General features: G+C 70.7%; 20 protein-coding genes. 12 read left to right on the forward strand and 8 right to left on the reverse strand.

The window, feature by feature from the left end:
- Positions 1 to 164: 164 nt before the first annotated feature.
- On the reverse strand, positions 165 to 1,268 hold the full coding sequence (locus tag VGD70_RS22975; RefSeq protein ID WP_331084619.1) for a YihY/virulence factor BrkB family protein: 1,104 nt from the start codon (positions 1,266 to 1,268) through the stop codon (positions 165 to 167).
- 171 nt (positions 1,269 to 1,439) lie between these two features.
- Here VGD70_RS22975 and VGD70_RS22980 point away from each other — a divergent pair, with 171 nt between their 5' ends.
- The 5 genes from VGD70_RS22980 (at position 1,440) to VGD70_RS23000 (ending at position 7,947) form a co-directional block, all read left to right on the forward strand.
- Positions 1,440 to 3,167 (forward strand): DEAD/DEAH box helicase, encoded by a 1,728-nt coding sequence (locus VGD70_RS22980; protein ID WP_331084735.1) that lies wholly within the window; start codon positions 1,440 to 1,442, stop codon positions 3,165 to 3,167.
- Positions 3,168 to 3,324: 157 nt separating this feature from the next.
- The gene (locus VGD70_RS22985; RefSeq protein ID WP_331084621.1) at positions 3,325 to 4,455 is read left to right on the forward strand and encodes a sugar ABC transporter substrate-binding protein; all 1,131 of its coding nucleotides are present in this window, start codon (positions 3,325 to 3,327) and stop codon (positions 4,453 to 4,455) included.
- Positions 4,456 to 4,531: 76 nt separating this feature from the next.
- A complete protein-coding gene (locus tag VGD70_RS22990) occupies positions 4,532 to 5,305 on the forward strand; it encodes an ATP-binding cassette domain-containing protein (RefSeq protein ID WP_331084623.1) in 774 nt (257 codons plus the stop codon).
- Between the two features lie 22 nt (positions 5,306 to 5,327).
- Positions 5,328 to 6,752, forward strand: coding sequence for a sugar ABC transporter permease (locus VGD70_RS22995; protein ID WP_331084625.1), 1,425 nt, complete (start codon positions 5,328 to 5,330; stop codon positions 6,750 to 6,752).
- A 58-nt stretch (positions 6,753 to 6,810) separates the two neighbouring features.
- Complete coding sequence (locus VGD70_RS23000; RefSeq protein ID WP_414638032.1) at positions 6,811 to 7,947, forward strand: ROK family transcriptional regulator; 1,137 nt, start codon at positions 6,811 to 6,813, stop codon at positions 7,945 to 7,947.
- A gap of 100 nt (positions 7,948 to 8,047) precedes the next feature.
- Here the strand turns inward: VGD70_RS23000 and VGD70_RS23005 are convergent, their stop codons facing one another.
- Entirely contained in the window at positions 8,048 to 8,233 is a 186-nt protein-coding gene (locus VGD70_RS23005; protein WP_331084629.1) for a DUF7455 domain-containing protein, read from the reverse strand.
- 268 nt (positions 8,234 to 8,501) lie between these two features.
- Between VGD70_RS23005 and VGD70_RS23010 the strand changes: the two genes are divergently transcribed.
- Positions 8,502 to 9,296, forward strand: a complete 795-nt coding sequence (locus VGD70_RS23010; RefSeq protein WP_331084736.1) for an EamA family transporter — start codon at positions 8,502 to 8,504, stop codon at positions 9,294 to 9,296.
- A 61-nt stretch (positions 9,297 to 9,357) separates the two neighbouring features.
- On the opposite strand, the gene VGD70_RS23015 is transcribed toward VGD70_RS23010, so the two are convergent.
- Both VGD70_RS23015 and ppgK read right to left on the reverse strand, forming a co-directional pair.
- Positions 9,358 to 10,737 (reverse strand): RNA polymerase sigma factor, encoded by a 1,380-nt coding sequence (locus VGD70_RS23015; RefSeq protein ID WP_331084631.1) that lies wholly within the window; start codon positions 10,735 to 10,737, stop codon positions 9,358 to 9,360.
- Positions 10,738 to 10,888: 151 nt separating this feature from the next.
- On the reverse strand, positions 10,889 to 11,650 hold the full coding sequence (gene ppgK, locus VGD70_RS23020; RefSeq protein WP_331084633.1) for a polyphosphate--glucose phosphotransferase: 762 nt from the start codon (positions 11,648 to 11,650) through the stop codon (positions 10,889 to 10,891).
- A 65-nt stretch (positions 11,651 to 11,715) separates the two neighbouring features.
- Between ppgK and VGD70_RS23025 the strand changes: the two genes are divergently transcribed.
- Positions 11,716 to 12,519, forward strand: a complete 804-nt coding sequence (locus VGD70_RS23025) for an inositol monophosphatase family protein (RefSeq protein ID WP_331084738.1) — start codon at positions 11,716 to 11,718, stop codon at positions 12,517 to 12,519.
- 1 nt (position 12,520) lies between these two features.
- On the opposite strand, the gene VGD70_RS23030 is transcribed toward VGD70_RS23025, so the two are convergent.
- Positions 12,521 to 13,534 (reverse strand): aldo/keto reductase, encoded by a 1,014-nt coding sequence (locus tag VGD70_RS23030; RefSeq protein WP_331084635.1) that lies wholly within the window; start codon positions 13,532 to 13,534, stop codon positions 12,521 to 12,523.
- Positions 13,535 to 13,630: 96 nt separating this feature from the next.
- On the opposite strand from VGD70_RS23030, the gene VGD70_RS23035 reads away from it, so the two are divergent.
- Entirely contained in the window at positions 13,631 to 14,470 is an 840-nt protein-coding gene (locus VGD70_RS23035) for a helix-turn-helix transcriptional regulator (RefSeq protein ID WP_331084637.1), read from the forward strand.
- A 1-nt stretch (position 14,471) separates the two neighbouring features.
- Here VGD70_RS23035 and cei read toward each other — a convergent pair whose 3' ends face one another.
- Positions 14,472 to 15,170 carry an envelope integrity protein Cei gene (cei, locus tag VGD70_RS23040; protein WP_331084639.1) on the reverse strand — a complete coding sequence of 233 codons (699 nt, stop codon included), beginning with the start codon at positions 15,168 to 15,170 and terminating at the stop codon, positions 14,472 to 14,474.
- Positions 15,171 to 15,620: 450 nt separating this feature from the next.
- Between cei and VGD70_RS23045 the strand changes: the two genes are divergently transcribed.
- Positions 15,621 to 15,929: a DUF4193 domain-containing protein gene (locus VGD70_RS23045; protein ID WP_331084641.1), complete on the forward strand. Its 309-nt coding sequence runs from the start codon at positions 15,621 to 15,623 to the stop codon at positions 15,927 to 15,929.
- Between the two features lie 13 nt (positions 15,930 to 15,942).
- On the opposite strand, the gene VGD70_RS23050 is transcribed toward VGD70_RS23045, so the two are convergent.
- A complete protein-coding gene (locus VGD70_RS23050) occupies positions 15,943 to 16,422 on the reverse strand; it encodes a DUF3093 domain-containing protein (RefSeq protein WP_331084643.1) in 480 nt (159 codons plus the stop codon).
- Between the two features lie 24 nt (positions 16,423 to 16,446).
- On the opposite strand from VGD70_RS23050, the gene dut reads away from it, so the two are divergent.
- From dut to VGD70_RS23065, 3 genes are read left to right on the forward strand one after another with little or no spacing between them, the layout of a single operon-like run.
- Complete coding sequence (gene dut, locus VGD70_RS23055; RefSeq protein ID WP_331084645.1) at positions 16,447 to 16,926, forward strand: dUTP diphosphatase; 480 nt, start codon at positions 16,447 to 16,449, stop codon at positions 16,924 to 16,926.
- A gap of 6 nt (positions 16,927 to 16,932) precedes the next feature.
- The gene (locus tag VGD70_RS23060) at positions 16,933 to 17,604 is read left to right on the forward strand and encodes a DUF3710 domain-containing protein (RefSeq protein ID WP_331084647.1); all 672 of its coding nucleotides are present in this window, start codon (positions 16,933 to 16,935) and stop codon (positions 17,602 to 17,604) included.
- Between the two features lie 18 nt (positions 17,605 to 17,622).
- Positions 17,623 to 18,246, forward strand: coding sequence for a LysE family translocator (locus tag VGD70_RS23065; RefSeq protein WP_331084649.1), 624 nt, complete (start codon positions 17,623 to 17,625; stop codon positions 18,244 to 18,246).
- 464 nt (positions 18,247 to 18,710) lie between these two features.
- On the opposite strand, the gene VGD70_RS23070 is transcribed toward VGD70_RS23065, so the two are convergent.
- Positions 18,711 to 19,349 carry a DUF4230 domain-containing protein gene (locus VGD70_RS23070; protein WP_331084651.1) on the reverse strand — a complete coding sequence of 213 codons (639 nt, stop codon included), beginning with the start codon at positions 19,347 to 19,349 and terminating at the stop codon, positions 18,711 to 18,713.
- Positions 19,350 to 19,352 lie beyond the last annotated feature (3 nt).

Here is a 19,352-nt window from a genome sequence, read left to right on the forward strand (position 1 = left end):
GCGTTGCGTCCCGGCGGATGGTGCGGGTGTCGGGGGTGGGTGGTGGCTGGGTGCCGTCACGGTCCCCTGAGGTTCCGGTGGTCGGCGCAGTCGGCGCAGTCGGCGCAGGGCTTCACACGATGATCTACGAGACAGGCCTTAGCTCGTAGCGCTCGGCGCGGGGGTCAGCCCGACTGGCCCTCGACGTTGTGCCGCGCGCGCCGGGGCGACCCGAGCTGCCCGTTGCGTGAGTCCGGCGGCGGCTCGGCGTCCCCGGGGGCCGCGGCGTCCGGGGACGCGGTGGCGTCGGTGGCGTCGGTGGGCTGGGACGAGGCGCGGTTCATCTCCAGGCGCCGCCACCGCCGGCGCTGGCGGCGGGTCATCCGGGCGGGCCACATCTCCTGGATCGCCGCGTTGAAGTAGGCGCCGATCACGATGGCCAGCCCGATGAAGAACGCGAACAGCAGGAACGCGATCGGCGTGGCCAGCGCCCCGTAGGTGTAGCCGGTGGTCGTGATCCACGAGATGTAGAGCCGCAGCCCGATGCTGGACAGCAGGAACACGATCATCGCGAGCACCGCGCCCGGCAGCACCCGGTGCCACGGCAGCTTCCGCGGCAGCGCCAGCTTGTACAAGGTCGCGAGCGCCACGACGAGGAGCACGGCCAGCACCGGGTAGTACAGGGCGTTGACCCAGAACGCGATCTCCGAGCGCCACGCCGTCGGGAACAGGTTCGGCAGCACGTCCGGCCCCAGCGCCAGGATCGGCAGCCCGGCCACCAGCAGCACCAGCGACGCCATGTACAGCAGCAGCGCGAAGATCCGCTGCCACACCTCGTTGCGCACCCCGTACTGGTCGTGCGCCACGGTGATCGCGTCCACGAACGACGACATCGCCGACGAGCCGGCCCACAGCGACAGCAGGAAGCCGACGGTCAGGATCTCGCCCTGGCCGTGCCGCAGGATGTCGTCGACCGTGGGCTTGATGATCTGGTCGACCACGCTGCTGCTGAACGCGGTCCGGGACCACTCGATGATCGCCTTGTGCACGGAGCCGATGACGTCCTGGCCGAACCAGTCCGCGACGTACCCGAGGCTGCCGAGGAGCCCCAGCAGCAGCGGCGGCAGCGACAGCACCTGCCAGAACGCGGCCTCGGCCGCCTCGGAGAACAGGTTGCCGCTCCAGGCCTTGACCCACGTGCGCTTGATGAGCCGCAGGGGACCGCGCCGCAGCAGGGCGCCGGTCGTCTGCGCCGCGTTGCGGGTCGGGTGCTGTGGCTGCGGACTCATCTCACGTTCAAGCATGGTGCATCGGCAGGTGGTTGGCGCGGCCCGCCCGGTCATCGTGACGGACGTGTCGCGTGGCGCCCGGCGGCGCCCGGGCGCCAAGGGTAAAGTCGGCCCGGCCCTCAACGACGTCGCTTGGGGGCTTTGCTTTGCCCGGTGTGCGTGCAGGGGGAGATGGTGACGGCCGAGCCGATCGTGCGGGGGACCACGAGCACATCCCGGCCACTGCGCGCGTGGCAGCGCCGGGCCATCACGAAGTACCTGGCCGGGGGGCCCAAGGACTTCCTCGCGGTGGCCACGCCCGGCGCCGGCAAGACCGTGTTCGGACTGCGGGTGGCCGCCGAGCTCGTCGCCGACCGGATCGTCGAGCAGGTCACGATCGTCACGCCCACCGAGCACCTCAAGCACCAGTGGGCCGGCGCGGCGGCGGCCGCGGGCATCCCCATCGACCCCAACTTCCGCAACGGCGCCGGCGCCACCTCGTCGGACTACCGCGGCGTCGCCGTCACCTACGCGCAGGTCGCCGCGCACCCGATGCTCCACCGGGTGCGCACGGAGAACCGCAAGACGCTGGTCATCCTCGACGAGATCCACCACGGCGGCGACGCCAAGTCCTGGGGCGACGCCATCCGCGAGGCGTTCACCCCGGCCGTACGCCGGCTCTCGCTCACCGGCACCCCGTTCCGCAGCGACGACTCGCAGATCCCGTTCATCGTCTACGAGCCCGACCAGGGCGGCTTCCTGCGCAGCAAGGCCGACCACACCTACGGCTACGCCGACGCGCTCGCCGACGGCGTGGTCCGGCCGGTGATCTTCCTGGCCTACTCCGGCGAGGCGAGCTGGCGGACCAGCGCGGGCGAGGAGTTCACCGCCCGGCTCGGCGAGCCGATGACCGCCGAACAGACCGCGCGGGCCTGGCGCACCGCGCTCGACCCGGAGGGCGAGTGGATCCCGGCCGTCCTCGGCGCCGCCGACCTGCGCCTGGGTCAGCTGCGGCAGAGCGTGCCGGACGCGGCCGGGCTCGTGATCGCCTCGGACCACGAGTCGGCCAAGGCCTACGCCAGGCTCCTCGAGCGCACCACCGGCCGCGAGCCGGTCGTCGTGCTGTCCGACGATCCGAAGGCGTCCGGCCGCATCGCCGAGTTCGCCGACTCCGACGACCGCTGGCTCGTCGCCGTGCGGATGGTCAGCGAGGGCGTCGACGTGCCGCGCCTGGCCGTCGGCGTCTACGCCACCAGCACGTCCACCCCGCTGTACTTCGCTCAGGCCGTCGGCCGGTTCGTCCGCGCCCGCCGCCCCGGCGAGACCGCGAGCGTGTTCCTCCCCAGCGTGCCGGTGCTGCTCGAGCTCGCGAGCCAGCTCGAGGCGCAGCGCGACCACGTGCTCGGCAAGCCCGACCGGGACAAGGACGGCTGGGACGACGAGCTGCTCGCCGACGCCAACCGGGTCAAGGACGAGCCGGGCGAGGAGGAGAAGGCGTTCACCTCGCTGGGCGCGTCGGCCGAGCTCGATCAGGTGATCTATGACGGCTCCTCGTTCGGCACCGCCGCGTTCGCCGGCTCCGCCGAGGAGCAGGAGTACCTCGGCCTCCCCGGCCTCCTCGAGCCCGACCAGGTCCGGGCGCTGCTGCGGCAGCGTCAGGCCGATCAGGTGACGGAGCGTTCACGCCGGGCGAAGGACGAGCCGGCACAGCCGGCGCCGGCGCGGTCGCAGACCGTAGCCGAACGGTTGACCGCGCTGCGCAAAGAGCTCAACACTTTGGTGGCCATGTACCACCATCGAACGGGAAAATCCCACGGAATGATTCACAGCGAATTGCGGAGAGTATGCGCGGGACCGCCCACCGCGATGGCTTCCGTCGAGCAGCTCGAGGAACGGATCGCTACGCTGCGTTCCTGGTAGCGGCCGGGCGCCGGATGACCGGCAGATGAGCGGTTCGTTGCCAAACTGTGTCATACGCGAGTCGCAAAATGCCCGTTCGTGGCTTCCATCACTGCCCGTCCGGGCATATGTTGTGCACCGCAACATTTCGCCCTGAGGACTGTGAAGGGACCGTTGAATGCGCAGTACAAGGCTTGCTCTTCTCGCCGCGGGGATGGGTCTGACCCTTGCCCTGGCGGCCTGTGGAGCCAATCAGGACACGTCGAGCGGGGGCGGCGGTAGCACGAGCTCGGACAGCCAGTCCTCGGGAGGCATCCCGGTCGGCGTGATCCTTCCGGAGACCGCGACGTCGGCCCGGTGGGAGGGCTTCGACAAGCCCATGCTCGAGGCGGCCATGAGGGCCGAGGGCCTCGACCCCGACATCCAGAACGCCCAGGGCGATGTGCAGAAGTTCAGCACGCTGGCCGACGGCATGATCAACGCCGGCGTCAAGGTCCTGATCATCGCCTCGATCAACAGCGAGATCGGTGGCACGGTCGCGCAGAAGGCGAACGCTCAGGGCATCCCGACCATCGACTACGATCGCCTCAACCTCGGCGGCAGCTCCGACTACTACGTGTCGTTCGACAACGTGAAGGTCGGCGAGCTGCAGGGCCAGGGCCTGGCGGACGCGCTCAAGGACAAGCCGGCGGGCGCCCAGGTGATCGAGATCGAGGGCGCGCCCACGGACAACAACGCGACCCTGTTCCACCAGGGCCAGACGAACGTGCTCAAGCCGCTGTACGACTCCGGCAAGCTCAAGCTGGTCCAGTCCCGGGCGATCGACGACTGGGACAACCAGAAGGGCGGCACGACCTTCGAGCAGATCCTGACGTCCAACGGCGGCAAGGTCGACGGCGTCGTCGCGGCGAACGACGGTCTGGCCGGTGCGATCATCACGGTGCTGAAGAAGAACGGCCTGAACGGCAAGGTCCCGGTGACCGGCCAGGACGCCACCGCCGACGGTCTCAAGGCGGTCCTGTCCGGCGACCAGTACATGACGGTGTTCAAGCCGATCAAGCAGGAGGCCGAGGCGACCGCGAAGCTCGCCGCCGCGCTGGCCAAGAACGACAAGGGCGCCGCGGACAAGATCGCGACCGACAAGAGCAACGACCCGACGGGCAAGCGTGAGGTCAAGTCCGTGCTGCTCCAGCCGTTCACGATCACCAAGGCGGACGTCAAGCGCGTCATCGACGAGGGCTACGTGAAGGCCGACGAGATCTGCACCGGCGACCTCAAGGCCGTCTGCACCCAGCTCGGCATCGCCTGACCCAAGTTCACCCGGGGAGGCCCGCATCCGGCATGAGGGTGCGGGCTTCCTCCGGGGTAGGAGGACATCGATTCATATGAGTGAGCCCCTTCTCGAGCTGATCGGGATCAACAAGAGCTTCGGCCCCGTGCACGTGCTGCACGACGTGGACTTCACCGTGCGGGCCGGCGAGGTCACCGCGCTGGTCGGGGACAACGGCGCCGGCAAGTCCACGCTGATCAAGTGCGTGGCCGGCATCTACCCGATGGACTCCGGCGAGGTGCGCTTCCGCGGCCAGCCGGTCACCATCCACAGCCCGAAGGAAGCCGCCGACCTCGGCATCGAGGTCGTCTACCAGGACCTCGCGCTCGCCGACAACCTCGACGTCGTGCAGAACATGTTCCTCGGCCGGGAGCGCGGCTCGCGCTGGCTCATGGACGAGTCGAGCATGGAGAAGGCGGCCCGCGAGACGCTCGCGTCGCTGTCGGTGCGCACGGTCAAGTCGGTGCGCACGCCGGTCTCCCAGCTCTCCGGTGGCCAGCGGCAGACCGTCGCGATCGCCAAGGCGGTGCTCTGGGACAGCAAGGTCGTGCTGCTCGACGAGCCCACCGCCGCGCTGGGCGTCGCGCAGACCCGCCAGGTGCTCGACCTGGTCCGCCGGCTCGCCGAGCAGGGTCTCGGCGTCGTGCTGATCAGCCACAACATGGCCGACGTGTTCGAGGTCGCCGACCGCATCTCCACGCTGTACCTGGGCCGGCTGGTGGCCGACCTGCCGGCGAAGGAGACGACGCACAGCCAGGTCGTCGAGCTGATCACCGCCGGCCGGTCGGGCGACCTCGGCCTGGCCCGGCCCGAGCACGTGACCCTCTGATCTCTCACCCGAGGACCCCTTCATGACCGAAACTCCCGCCAAGCCGGACACCGCGGCCAACGCGATCTCCGACTTCGGCATCGACACCACGTCCCAGTCCAGCGGCGAGGCGATCCGCGACTACTTCGCCAGGCTGCGCGGCGGCCAGCTCGGCTCGTTGCCGGCGTTGCTCGGCCTCGCCGCGCTCGTCATCGTGTTCTGGGCGCTGTCGGACAACTTCCTGACCCTGAACAACACGGCCAACCTGATCGCCCAGGGCGCCGGCAAGATGATCATCGCGATGGGCCTGGTCTACGTCCTGCTGCTGGGCGAGATCGACCTGTCCGCGGGCACCTTGTCCGGCGTGTGCGCCTCGGTGATGGCCATGCACTACGTGCGCAACGGCAACCTGCTCGGCGGCATGGGCAGCACGGTGTTCTACGTGTTCGTCACCGGCATGGTCGTCGCCGCCGTGATCGCGTTGTTGATGCGGATCTGGGCCGGTGCCGTGCTCAGCGTCATCGCGGTGGTCATGGCGACGCTCGGCGTCGCACCCAACGCGTGGCTGGAGATGCTGCTCGCGGTGTGCGTCGGTGCCGCGATCGGCTGCATCACCGGCTTCATGGTCTCCAAGATCGGCATGCCGTCGTTCGTGGTGACCCTGGCGCTGTTCATCACCTGGCAGGGCGTGATCCTGCAGTTCATCGGGGAGGGCGGCGTCTTCGGCATCCGCACCTCGCCGGTGCTGTTCAACGTCGCCAACGGCAACCTGTCGGTGTTCGGCAGCTGGGCGCTGTGCGTCGTCGCCGCGGGCGGCTACGCGCTGGTGGTGCTCGGCGAGCACTTCACCCGCCTGCGCCGGGGCCTGGTCACCCAGCCGACGCCGATCGTCCTGTTCAAGGTCATCGCGGTGGCGGTCATCGCGATCGTCTCGACGTGGCTGCTGGCGCTGAACCGCTCGCCGAACCCGGACCTCGTCACCATCCAGGGTGTGCCGTACGTGGTGCCGATCATCCTGGTCCTGCTGGTGGTCGGGACGTTCGTCCTCAACCGCACCCGCTACGGCCGGCACATCTACGCGGTCGGCGGCAACGCCGAGGCGGCCCGCCGCGCCGGTATCAACGTGAGCAAGATCAGGGCGAGTGTGTTCGTGGTCTCCGCGTCCGCGGCGGCGATCGGTGCGATCGTGTACTCGTCCAAGGCGGGCTCGGTCGACCCGCAGGCCGGTGGGCTGAACACGCTGCTGTTCGCCGTCGGCGCGGCCGTCATCGGAGGCACGTCGCTGTTCGGCGGGCGGGGCAAGGTCGCCCACGCCGTCATCGGTGGGCTGGTGCTCGCGGTCGTGGAGAACGGCCTGGGCCTCCTGCGTCAGCCGGCCGCGGTGGTCAACATCGTCACCGGCCTGGTGCTGCTGCTCGCCGCCACGGTCGACGCGCTGTCCCGGCGAAGGGCCGCTGTGACGGGTTGACCAGACGGGAGCGAGGGGTTTGACGAGCACACCGACCACGGGCGCGCGGCCCGACGAGGTGCGCCGGCACAACCGCACGGTCCTGTTACGAAGGCTGCATATCGGCGGCCCGTGCACCAGGGCGTCGCTCGCGGCTGAGCTCGGGCTCAACCGCAGCACGATCAAGGCCCTGGTGGACGGGCTCGCCGAGTCCGGCGTGGTCGAGGAACGGGTGCCGCGCCAGCGCACCGGTGCCGGCCGGCCGTCCCTGCTGGTCCTTCCCCAGGCGCACGCGGCCGTCGTGCTGGCCGTCGACGTGCGGGTCGACCAGGTGTCCATCGCGCTGGTGGGGCTGGGCGGGGAGATCCTGGGCCGCAACAGCTGGAACCTGCGGGTGCGCACCCGGGAGCCGGGCGAGGTGATGGCACACGTCATCGACTCGGCCACCGTGCTGGCGGCCGACCTCGGCGTGCGGATGGTCGCCACCGGCATCTCGGTGCCCGGCGTCGTCCGCCGGTCGGACGGGCTGGTGCACGAAGCGCCGAACCTGCACTGGACCGACGTCCCGCTGGGCGAGCGCCTGGGCTCGGTGCTGAAGATGCCGATCATGGTCGGCAACGACGCGGAGCTGGGTGCGCTGGCCGAGCACCTGCGCGGCACCGCCCGCGGCAGCTCCGACGCCGTCTACGTCTCGGCGGACGTCGGGGTCGGCGGCGGGGTCATCTCCGACGGGTCGGCGCTGCGCGGGACCGCCGGCTACCTGGGCGAGCTGGGGCACATGGTCATCCACCCCGGGGGACGGCCGTGCTACTGCGGCAGCCGCGGCTGCTGGGAGACGGAGGTGGGGGAGCCCGCGCTGTGCCGGGCCCTCGGTCTACGCGAGGGCGCGCCGCGCGGTGCGGTGGTGGCGGAGCTGCGTGCGCTGGCGGCGGACCCCGACGAGGTCCAGTCGCGGCTGGGGGAGTTCACCGAGTGGCTGACGCTCGGCCTCGTGAACGTCGTGAACGTGCTGGGCCCGGAGCTCGTGGTGCTGGGGGACCTGTTCACCGCGCTGCCGGCGTCCCTGATCGCCGAGGTGGCCGCCGCGGTCCGGCAGCGGAGCCTTGTGTCGCGGGCCGTGGGCGGCACCCGCATCGTGGCCTCCACGCTGGGGGGCGACGTGACCCTGCTGGGCGCCGCCGAGCTGGCCTTCGAGCCCGTCCTGGACGCCGTGTAGCCCTGGGTCCTCCGGTGACCACCAGGTGGCCACCGGGGCGGATATGCGGGGGCGGGACCCGGCTCGTGCCGAATCCCGCCCCCGCAAGCCCTTTGTGCCGTCAGGCCTGACCCTGCTGCAGGTTGGCTTCCAGCTCGACCAGGCGCTCCTTGTGCTTGCGGGCGTGGTGACCGCAGAAAAGCAGTTCGCCCCCGGAGGGGAGGATGGCGCGGACCTGCGCGGCTGCCCCGCACCGGTCGCAGCGGTCGGCAGCGGTTAGGTCGGGGCGGGCGAGTGTGGTGTTCATGGCAGATCTCCCTCCGTCCCGGCACCGGTTGTCCCGATGCCGTCTCCGGCTGCGACCACCCGCGGTGCTCGCTGCCATCTACTCTTCCAGACGTTTTGGCTGTCGTCAGTGTTCCCGGCCGTAATGAGAGATCGCTCAACGGCAGATTTAACCCGGTTGTCGCATCGCTGGTCCCGCGATGCAGGATCGGGTGGTGAACTCCGCGGATCCTGTGCTAGCCGTGCGGCGCGTGCCCGCACCGCTACTCTTCGTCGTCGGCGGCGTCTCCATGTACCTCGGCGCGGCGGTCGCGGTGTGGCTCTTCGACGAGGTGAACCCGGCCGGTGTCGCGTGGTTGCGGCAGCTCGGCGCGGCCCTCGTACTGCTCGCCTGGCGGCGTCCGAAGCGCGCGAACTGGCACGGCAAGGTCTTCTGGCTCGCCGCCCTCTTCGGGCTCGTGACGGCCGGTATGAACATCGCGTTCTACGAGGCCATCGCGGAGCTTCCGCTGGGTACGGCGGTCGCGCTGGAGTTCGTGGGGCCCGTGCTCGTGGCGGCGTTCGGGTCGCGCACCGCGCGCGACGTGATCGCGTTGACGCTGGTCATCGGCGGTGTGCTGATGATCGCCGACGTGCAGTGGGCGGGCAGCACCAGCGGGGTCCTGTTCGCGTTGACGGCCGCGTTGCTGTGGGCCGGCTACATCGTTCTCGGCAAGCGGGTCGCCGACGTCGGGCTGGGGGTCGACGGGCTCGCGGTGGGCTTCGCCGTCGCCACTCTCGCTCTAGCACCACTCGCGCTGGGCACGGGTCCGGTGTGGGCATCCCCACAGTTGTTGTTACTCGGGATCGGGGTGGGTGTTTTGTCCACGGTGGTCCCGTATGTGCTCGACCAGGTCGTGCTGCGCCGATTGGGTCAGGCGTCGTTCGCGCTGCTGCTCGCGCTACTCCCCGTCACCGCCACGCTGATCGGGTTGATCGTTCTCCGCCAGGTGCCGAGCCTTCCGGAGGCGGTGGGCATCGCCGCCGTTGTAGTGGGACTCATGCTCCGCTCGAGGGAGCCTCGAGCCAGACCCGAGCCGTTGTAAAGGCTGGTACGAGCGAACGCCCCGCCCGGTTGGACCGGGCGGGGCGTTCGGAGCAACAGGCTCACTCCAGATAGTCGCGCAGAACCTGCGAGCGCGACGGGTGCCGCAGCTTCGACATGGTCTTGGACTCGATCTGGCGGATGCGCTCGCGCGTGACGCCGTAGACCTGACCGATCTCGTCCAGCGTCCGCGGCTGGCCGTCGGTGAGGCCGAACCGCAGCCGGACCACACCCGCCTCGCGCTCGGACAGCGTGGCGAGGACCGACTGCAGCTGGTCCTGCAGGAGCGTGAACGACACCGCGTCGACCGCGACGACCGCCTCGGAGTCCTCGATGAAGTCACCGAGTTGGCTGTCGCCCTCGTCGCCGATGGTCTGGTCGAGCGAGATGGGCTCCCGGGCGTACTGCTGGATCTCCAGCACCTTCTCCGGGGTGATGTCCATTTCCTTGGCAAGCTCTTCGGGCGTTGGCTCTCGACCCAGATCCTGGAGGAGCTCACGCTGTATACGACCGAGCTTGTTGATGACCTCGACCATGTGGACCGGGATGCGGATGGTCCGCGCCTGGTCGGCCATGGCCCGGGTGATGGCCTGCCGGATCCACCATGTGGCGTAGGTGGAGAACTTGTAGCCCTTGGTGTAGTCGAACTTCTCGACCGCACGGATGAGGCCCAGGTTGCCCTCCTGGATCAGGTCCAGGAACGCCATGCCGCGACCGGTGTAGCGCTTGGCCAGCGACACGACGAGGCGCAGGTTGGCCTCGAGCAGGTGGTTCTTGGCGCGCTCGCCGTCCCGGACGATCCAGCGCAGGTCCCGGCGCAGCTGCGGGACGAGCTTCTCCGCGGACTCGTCCTCGGCCTTGCGCACCCGCTCCGCCGCGTAGAGGCCGGCCTCGATCCGCTTGGCGAGCTCGACCTCCTCCTCGGCGTTGAGCAGCGCCACCTTGCCGATCTGCTTGAGGTAGGCCCGGACGGAGTCGGCGGACGCGGTGAGCTCCGCGTCCTTGCGCGCCTGCCGGAGCGCCTCGGACTCCTCTTCGTCCCAGACGAAGTCGCCGTCCTTGGTGGTGGTGGTCGTCGTCCCCTTGGGGCCCTCCTTCTCGGCGGGCTCCTCCTCGACCGTCTCTTCGACGACGTCGATCTCGACGTCCTCGAGGTCCTCCAGGTTCGGGGACTCGAGATCTGGCTCCTCGCCCTCGCTCGGCTCGCCGCCCGCGGCGTCGGCCTTCTTGTTGGCCTCACCAGCCTTGGCCTTCTTGGCACCGGCGGCCGCGGTCTTGGCAGTGGTCTTGCGCGGCGCGCGGGTGGTCTTGGTACCCGCCGCCTTCTTCGTCGCGGTCGTCAAGGTGGGCTTCTCGGTCGAGTCGTCGGTGTCCGGCTGCGCCGACTTGGCGGCGCCCGCCGAGGCGGTGGAGCGTCGGGTTGCGGTTCGTGCGGCTGCCACGTACGCCCTTTCGCTGCTATCGATCACAGCTGACCAGATAGCTGGTCAACCGGAATTCGGGGAAAGCCCGGAGACCTGGAGTCGCGGGCACTGTTCCATTGTAACGACGATACTCCGCAGGGGGTGTGCGCCCGGCGAAGATCCAGGTGGGTCAGCGGTGCAGGCCCTCGCGCACGGCCACCGCGGCACCCACGATGCCCGCGTCGTTGCGCAGCTCGGCGGCCACGACCTTGGTCCGCACCTCCAGCAGTGGCAACCATTTGTCGGCCTTCTTGCTGACCCCGCCACCGGCGATGATGAGGTCCGGCCAGATGAGGTCCTCGAGGCCGCGGATGTACCGGGTGACCCGCTGCGCCCAGTCCGCCCAGGACAGGTTCTGCTCCTCCTTGACCGAGGCCGCGGCCCGCGTCTCCGCGTCGTGCCCGTCGACCTCGAGGTGGCCGAACTCGGTGTTGGGCACGAGCTGCCCGTCGAGGAACAGCGCGCTGCCGATGCCGGTGCCGAACGTCAGCAGCACGACCACGCCGTCCCGGTCGTCCGGCCAGCCGTAGCGGATCTCCGCGAGGCCGGCCGCGTCCGCGTCGTTGAGCACGACCACCTCCGCCGGCGTGAGCCCGAGCCGCTCGGCGAACAACGCCGACGCGTCGGTGCCCAGCCACGACTTGTCGATGTTGGCCGCGGTGTGCGCGACCCCCCGCTTGATGACCGCCGGCAGGGTGACTCCGACCGGCCCGGTCCAGCCGAACTCGTCGATGATGTGCTTCACCACGTCCGCGACCGCGTCCGGCTTCGACGGGTCGGGTGTCGCGATGCGGATCCGTTCGCCGTGCAGCTGTCCGGCATCGAGGTCGACCGTGCATCCCTTGATGCCCGATCCGCCGATGTCAATGCCGAAGCCGAGGGTTGCGCCCATCCCCACGGATCCCTTCGTACTCGATTCAGCTCGCTGTTCCCCGGAGATTAGCCGGGTGTGGTCCGATAGGTCCCGTGGGTGTTGCAGAGGGAGACCTTCTCGATATCGCGATCGAGGTGGCCGTCGAGGCCGCGGAGCTCGCCCGGACGGCCCGGGAGGCCGCGATCCACGACGTGGACACCAAGACCAGCGAGACCGACGTGGTCACCGCGGCCGACGTCGCGGTCGAGCGGCTGGTGCGCGAGCGGCTCGCCGAGCGGCGCCCCGGCGAGCCGGTGCTGGGCGAGGAGGAGGCGGGCGGCTCGGGCGCGCCCGGCGGTGGTGTCTGCTGGGTGGTCGACCCGATCGACGGCACCGTCAACTATCTCTACGGCCTGCCCTGGTACGCGGTGTCGCTCGCGGCCCAGGTCGACGGCGAGTCGGTGGCCGCGGCGGTGGTCGAGCCCGCGTCGGGCCGCCGCTGGACCGCGACCCGCGGCGGCGGGGCGTTCCTGGACGGGCGGCGGCTGCGGGTCTCGTCGGCCACCCGGCTGGAGCTCTCGCTGATCTCGACCGGGTTCGCCTACCGGGCCGAGCGGCGGTCCAGGCAGGCGGCCGCGATGGCGTCGCTGCTGGGCCGGGTGCGCGACATCCGCCGGCCGGGCGCGGCGTCGCTGGACCTGTGCGCGGTGGCCGCCGGGTGGGTCGACGGGTACTTCGAACACGGCCTGCACCGGTGGGACTGGGCGGGCGGCGCGCTGATCGCCGCCGAGGCCGGGGCCGTCGTGCGGCTGCCCGAGTCCGAGGCGGGCCTGACCTTCGTGACGACCCCCGGCATCGCCGAGGAGCTGTGGGCCGCCCTCGGCGAGACCGGGTACCGGGACATCTGACTCAGCGGCGGCGCAGCGACTTGTCGGCCAGCGCGGGCGTTGTGTAGTAGATGTCGTCGGGGTTGAGGTCGGTGCCGGGCGGCACGATCTCGTCGATCCGGTCGAGGATGTCGGCACTCAGCTCGACGTCCGCGCCGGCCAGCAGGTCGTCGAGCTGCTCGGGCCTGCGCGGGCCGATGATCACCGACGTGACCGCGGGGTGCGCCCGCACGAACGCCGTGGCCAGGTGGGTCAGCGGCAGGCCGGCCTCCGCGGCGAGTTTCGACAGCGCCTCGACGGCGTCGACCTTGGCCCGCACACCCGGCTTCGAGAGGTCGAACATCCGCGCGCCGGCCGGGGTGTTGCGCCTGCCCTTGGTGGGGTCGCCGCGCCCGGAGAGCCACCCGGAGTTGAGCGGGCCGAAGGTCAGCACGCCCATGCCGTACCTCTGCGCGGTCGGCAGGACGGCGGCCTCGATGCCCCGGGTGAGGATCCCGTACGGCGGCTGCTCGGTGCGGAACCGGTGGTAGCCGCGGCGCTCGGCTGCCCACTGTGCCTCGACGACCAGCTCGGCCGGGTTGACCGAGGAGCCGATCGCGAGCACCTTGCCGGCACGGATCAGGTCGTCGAGCGCGGACAGCGTCTCCTCGATGTCGGTGGCCGGGTCGGCCCGGTGCATCTGGTAGAGGTCGACGTGGTCGGTGCGCAGCCGCCGCAGGCTCGCCTCGATGGCGCGGACGATCCACCGGCGCGAGCCGCCGCGCTGGTTGGCGTCCGGTCCCATCGGCAGGGAGAACTTCGTCGCGAGCACGACGTCGTCCCGGCGCCCCTCGAGCGCCTTGCCGACGATCTCCTCCGACTCGCCGGACGAGTAGACGTCGGCCGTGTCGACGAGGTTGATGCCGGCGTCGAGCGCCGTGTGGATCATGCGGACCGACTCGTCGTGGTCGGTGTTGCCCATGGCGCCGAACATCATCGTGCCGAGCGCGTGGTCGCTCACCGAGATGCCGGTTCCGCCCAGAGTCCTTCGCTTCATGTCCTCCAGTCAAGCACCGGTTCCGGCTGGTTGCGGGCTGGAGCGGGGGCCTGCCAGGACCCCCACATCGTGGCCGGCGGTTCTACTGTGGAGGTCATGAGCGATGGGCTCGGGGAGTTCCTGCGCAGCAGGCGCGGCCGGCTGACCCCGGCGGAGGCGGGCGTGCCGGCCGGGCCGGGACCGCGGCGCGTGCCGGGCCTGCGGCGCGAGGAGGTCGCGCACCTCGCGGGGGTGAGCGTCGACTACTACGTGCGCCTCGAGCGGGGCCGCAACGGCAACGTCTCCGAGGCGGTGCTGGACGCGCTGGCCCGCGCGCTGCGGCTGACCGAGACCGAGCGGGAGCACCTGTTCGCCGTGGCCCGCCCCACCCGGTCGCGCCGGCTGCCGCCGCAGCGGGTGCGTCCGGCGCTCGTGCGGCTGATGGACGGCCTGGCCGACCTGCCGGCGCTCGTGCTGGGCCGCAACCTCGACGTGCTGGCGAGCAACGCGCTGGCCCGGGCCTTCTACACCGACTTCGCCGCCCTGCCGCACCGCGACCGCAACATGGCGCGCTTCACCTTCCTGGACGAGGCGGCGCGCTCGCTGTACGTGGACTGGCCGGCCGCGGCCCGCGGCGTGGTGGCCACGCTGCACCACTACGCGGGCCGCAACCCCCGCGACCCGCGGCTCGCCGAGCTGATCGGCGACCTGTCCGTGCGCGACGAGGACTTCCGCCACTGGTGGGCCGAGCACGACGTCTACCGCCGCACCCACGGCTCGAAGCGCTACCACCACCCGGTGGTGGGCGAGCTGACCCTGGACTACGAGGCGCTGACCCCGACCGGCGATCCCGACCAGGTCCTGGGGCTGCACACCGCCGAGCCGGGCTCCCCGTCGGAGGAGGCGCTGCGGTTGCTGGCGAGCTGGACCGGTGCGGCGGCCGTGGTGCCGAGGTAACTCAGCAGCGGACGTTGCGGGCCGCGGTGAGCAGCGCGGTGTCCACGTTCGGCTGGGGGCCGTCGGCCTGCAGGCCGCCCTGGGTCTCCGGATGCGCGGCGGCCCACGCGGTGAGCTGGTCGAGCACCGAGCGGCTCTGCGAGTTGGGGTGCAGGCTGTCGAAGTCCGAGCCGATGGCGACGTCGACCGTGGCGTCCTTGCGGTCGTCGCGCACGAGCTCGGCGCACGGCTCGATGAGCGACAGCGTCCGCGCCGCCGACGTGCCCTGCGGACCGAACCGGATCTGCGCGCGGCAGGTCATCGAGTCGCTGTAGAGCGGGTCGTTGGTGGGCTCGGCCACCTTCGCGAAGCCCAGCTGCCGCAGGTTCTCCGTGACGATCCGGGCCGCGCCCCGCGTGCCGCTGGCGTTGACGACCTTGACCAGCACCTGCCCGGGCGGCGCCGGCACGGTCCGGTCGAGCGAGTCGGGCTTGAGCGCCTGGCCCAGCGTGGTGGGCGGCGCCGACGGCGAGGTGGAGGGCCGGGCGGCCGGCGGGTCGCAGTGCTTGGCGTTGGCGGTGCCCTCGTCGGTGCCCATCACGCGCAACCACACGATGGTCGCGGCCACCCCGAGGATGAGGATGAGGATCAGCGCGGGCAGCGGACGGCGCTTCCGATAGCGCTGTGGCCTGTTGTCCCGCCACACGTTCCCGGACGCCACCTGGCCCGCCTCCCGTCCGGTCCCATACCCCTTGGACACTCTGTGTTTCGTTGCTGATCAGCCTAAGCGTTTCAGTGTTCTTCGGCCGGACGGGGCGGATCCTGTAGACGCATCGTGTCGCGATTGGGTCAAGAGCCGATCCCGGTCGCCTCGCGCGATGGACCGAGTGCGCACTGTGACAACTGGACGATCAACATCGCACCACGGGTTGCACGGACCGGCAAGAGTGAACTTCAAGGTTCACCTGACACACCCGAACGGGTGACGTAGTGGATGGGCGCAGTTTCATGGGCTACCCTCTGCGCGCTCCAGTCGTCGAACGGTCCAAGCGACCGATTCGGATGTAGGTCTTACCGCGAGACCTCCGTCACTTCTGCTGGCGGGCACAAACTGGGGCGCCTGAACGTTGACCAGCGGCACGAACATATTCTGAAGTGGGGGTGCAAGACCATGGCCACCGATTACGACGCGCCACGCCGCAGCGAGGCCGACGATCTCGCGGAGGACTCGCTCGAAGAGCTGAAGGCACGTCGCAACGAGAACCAGTCCGGGGTCGTCGACGTGGACGAGTCCGAGACTGCCGAGAGCTTCGAGCTCCCTGGTGCGGACCTGTCCAGCCTGTCCGGCGAGGACCTCACCGTCCGCGTGGTGCCCAAGCAGGCCGACGAGTTCACCTGCTCCAAGTGCTTCCTGGTGCACCACCGGAGCCGGCTGGCCGAAGAGAGCAACGGCCAGTACATCTGCCGCGACTGCGCCTGACCGACCGGTCGGCTCAGTCGCGCACGCGCAGCGCCTCGACCAACCGGTCGGGGTGCCGCGTGCTGAACACCCAGTACGGGGTCGGGTCCTCGGGGTCGGTCTGGCGTAGCCGCACCACCGGGCCCACCCATCCCCTGTGCAGCACGTAGGCGGCGGGGTCCAGATGCGGACCGAGCACCCTGCGCTTGTCCTTGGCGGGCACCACCTGGATCTCGCCGACGTGGCGCAGGGGTAGGTGGGCGTTGCCCACCCACAGCTCGCCGTCCTGGACCCGCACGCTCAGCCGTCCCGCGCGCCAGATCAACAGCGCGGTGAGCGGCAGCAGCAGGACGTAGGGCAGCCACGCCCGCACGCCCGGGTAGCCGAGGTGGACCTCCGCCGCGAGCAGCCCGGCGGCGAGCAGCGGGAGCAGCCACCAATACCAGGTGACGTACAGCCGTTCGCGGTAGGTCGTGGCCGCGGTGGCGGCGGTGGTTGCCTCGCTGTCGGTCACGGACCCAGAGTAGTCTCGCCGGTCGTGCCCAGCGTGGAGGTCCTGCTGACCCGGCTAGATCCGGGTGTTCCCGTGCCGTCGTACGCGCGGCCGGGAGATGCCGGCGCCGATCTCGTCACCACCGCCGATGTCGCCATTCCCCCCGGGGAGCGGGCGACCGTCGGCACCGGTGTCGCGATCGCGCTGCCGGAGGGATACGCCGCGTTCGTCCACCCGCGCTCGGGCCTGGCCGCCCGGGTCGGGCTGAGCGTGGTCAACACGCCGGGCACGATCGACTCCGGCTACCGGGGGGAGATCAGGATCTGCCTGATCAACCACGACCTCCGGGAGCCGGTCCAGCTGTGCCGGGGTGACCGGATCGCGCAGCTGGTGGTCCAACGCGTCGAGCACGCGGTATTCCGAGAGGTGGAGGAGTTGGCCGACTCGCAGCGCGGCGCCGGTGGATATGGGTCCACTGGTGGGCATTCGGTGCTGACCCGGTCCGCGACCGGGGCGGAGGAGTAGGTCACCGTGGGACTGTTTGGGCGGCGTCGCCGGCAGGAGGCCGAGGGGGCCACTGGGGTCGAGGACTACGACCGCGACGACTTCGATGACGACTTCGCCGACGACGAGTACGAGGAGGTCGGCGGCGACCTGTTCGACGGCGCCGGCCCGTGGGACGAGGACGAGGCACCGGACGACGGCCTGAACCGGATCGACCTCGGCTGCCTGCGGCTGCCGGTGCCGGAGGGCGCGCAGCTGCAGGTCGAGATGGACCCGGCCGGCCCGGTGCGCGCGGTGCACATCGTCACCCCGGTCGGCCAGCTCACCGTCACCGCCTACGCCGCCCCCCGCTCGGGCGGCCTGTGGCACGAGGTGAGCACCGAGCTCGCCGCGCAGCTCCGCAAGGACGGCGCGACCGTCCGCACGACCACCGGCGAGTGGGGCCTGGAGCTCCTGGCCGCGCTGGGCGAGGTGTCGCTGCGGTTCGTCGGCGTCGACGGTCCCCGCTGGATGCTGCGCGCCGTGGTCGCCGGCCCGCCGGACCGGCTGGACAACAGCGCGGCCGCGCTCTACGAGCTGGTCCGCGGCACCGTGGTGGTTCGCGGCGGCCAGCCGATGCCGGTCCGCACCCCGCTGCCGATCGAGCTGCCGCCGGCCATCGCCGAGCATATCCAGCAGGCCCAGGAGGGCGGCGCGTGAGCCGGTAGGTTGGCGGTCATGCCGACCTCCGCCGAGTGGCTCGTGTTCCTCGGTGCCGCCGCGTTGTTCGCGCTGCTGCCCGGACCCGGCGTGCTCTACGTGCTGGCGCGCAGCCTGCGCGGCGGGCGCGCGGACGGCATCCGGTCGGTCGTCGGCAACGGGATCGGCGCGTCGGTGCACGTCGTCGCGGCGGCGTTCGGCCTCTCGGCGATCCTCGCCACGTCGGCGGCCGCGTTCACGGTCGTCAAGCTCGTCGGCGCCGCGTACCTGGTCTTCCTGGGAGTGCGCGCGTTGCTCGACCGCTCGGGTCCCGCCGCCGGGCCGGGGCCCACGCCGAAGCGCGGCGCGCTGCGCCAGGGCATCCTCGTGGAGACGCTCAACCCCAAGACCGCGCTGTTCTTCCTGGCCTTCCTGCCGCATTTCGTGCACCCGGAGTCGGCGCCGGCGCCCCTGGTGTTCGTGGTGCTCGGCCTCATCGTGGTCACGATGGCGTTACTGGTGGACCTGATGGTGGCGGTGTTCGCGGGCGGGCTGTCGCGCACGCTGCTGGGCAACCCGCGCTGGCGGGTGCGGGAGCGGGTCGTCGGCGGCCTGACCATGATCGGCCTGGGCGGCGCGCTGGCGATCGCCGGGCGTGGCTAGTCCGCCTCCCCGGGATTGAAAGTGTGCGTTGCGTTCCGGCGAATGGTGTGGGTATCGAGGTGGGTGGTGGCTGGGTGTCGTCACGGTCCCTTGAGGTTCCGGTGGTCGGCGCATGACTAGTCCGCCTCCCCGGGATTACAAGTGTGCGTTGCGTCCCGGCGGATGGTGTGGGTATCGGGGTGGGTGGTGGTTGGGTGCCGTCACGGTCCCCTGAGGTTCCGGTGGTCGGTGCTGGATTTCACCCGATGATCTACGAGACAGCTGGTCCGCCTCCCCGGGATTTACAGTGTGCGTGCGTCCCGGTGAATGGTGTGGGTGTCGGGATGGGTGGTGGTTGGGTGTCGTCACGGTCCCTGAGGTTCCGGTGGTCGGCGCGGGACTTCACCCGATGATCTACGAGACAGGCCTTAGCCGGACGGGCGCGCGGCTCGGCGGTGGACGCCGGGCCGCCTTCCCGGCAGGTGCTAGGTCTTGTCGGCGGGGAACTCGGCCTTGTAGCCCAGCGACTGGAACATTCCGGTGAGCATCGTGCGGGTGTTGCGTTTCGCGCGGTCGGTGAGGCCGGCCTTCTTCGCGGCGTCGGCGATCTTGTGCTCGGCGAGGACGTAGAACTCCTGTTGGTCCGGCGGGTTGAACAGGGCCTTCACCCGGTCCCACACGCCGCGCTCCTGCGAGTACAGGTACGTCCGCTCCTGGTCGATGTTCGGCTTGGCCAGCTTGGGTTCCGGCAGCCGCACCTGGACGGTCTTCTTCTGGGTGTCGACGGTCAGCGCCTTGTCCTCGAGGCCGCCGAAGTCGACGTAGGAGCTGACCGAGCCCGCGGCCACGAACAGGGTCCTGTTGCCCGCCAGCACATCCGGCACCCACGCGACGTCGTGCTCGAGGTCGACGATGACCTGGAAGTCGCCGACCGCCGCGTGGTACTGGCTGAGGTCCCGGACCGACTGGAGCAGCGCAGGCTGGCTGCGGTCCTGGGTCCGTTCGGCGAACGGGTTGAGGTTCGGTATCCGGCTGACCAGCCAGAGCAGGGCGACCACAGCCACGACGACGATCGCGACCGAACGGCCGACTCTCCACAGTGGACTGAGGCTCCTGTCCGTCATGGC

It is taken from the genome of Actinophytocola sp. (assembly GCF_036402745.1).
Taxonomy (GTDB): Bacteria; Actinomycetota; Actinomycetes; order Mycobacteriales; family Pseudonocardiaceae; genus Actinophytocola.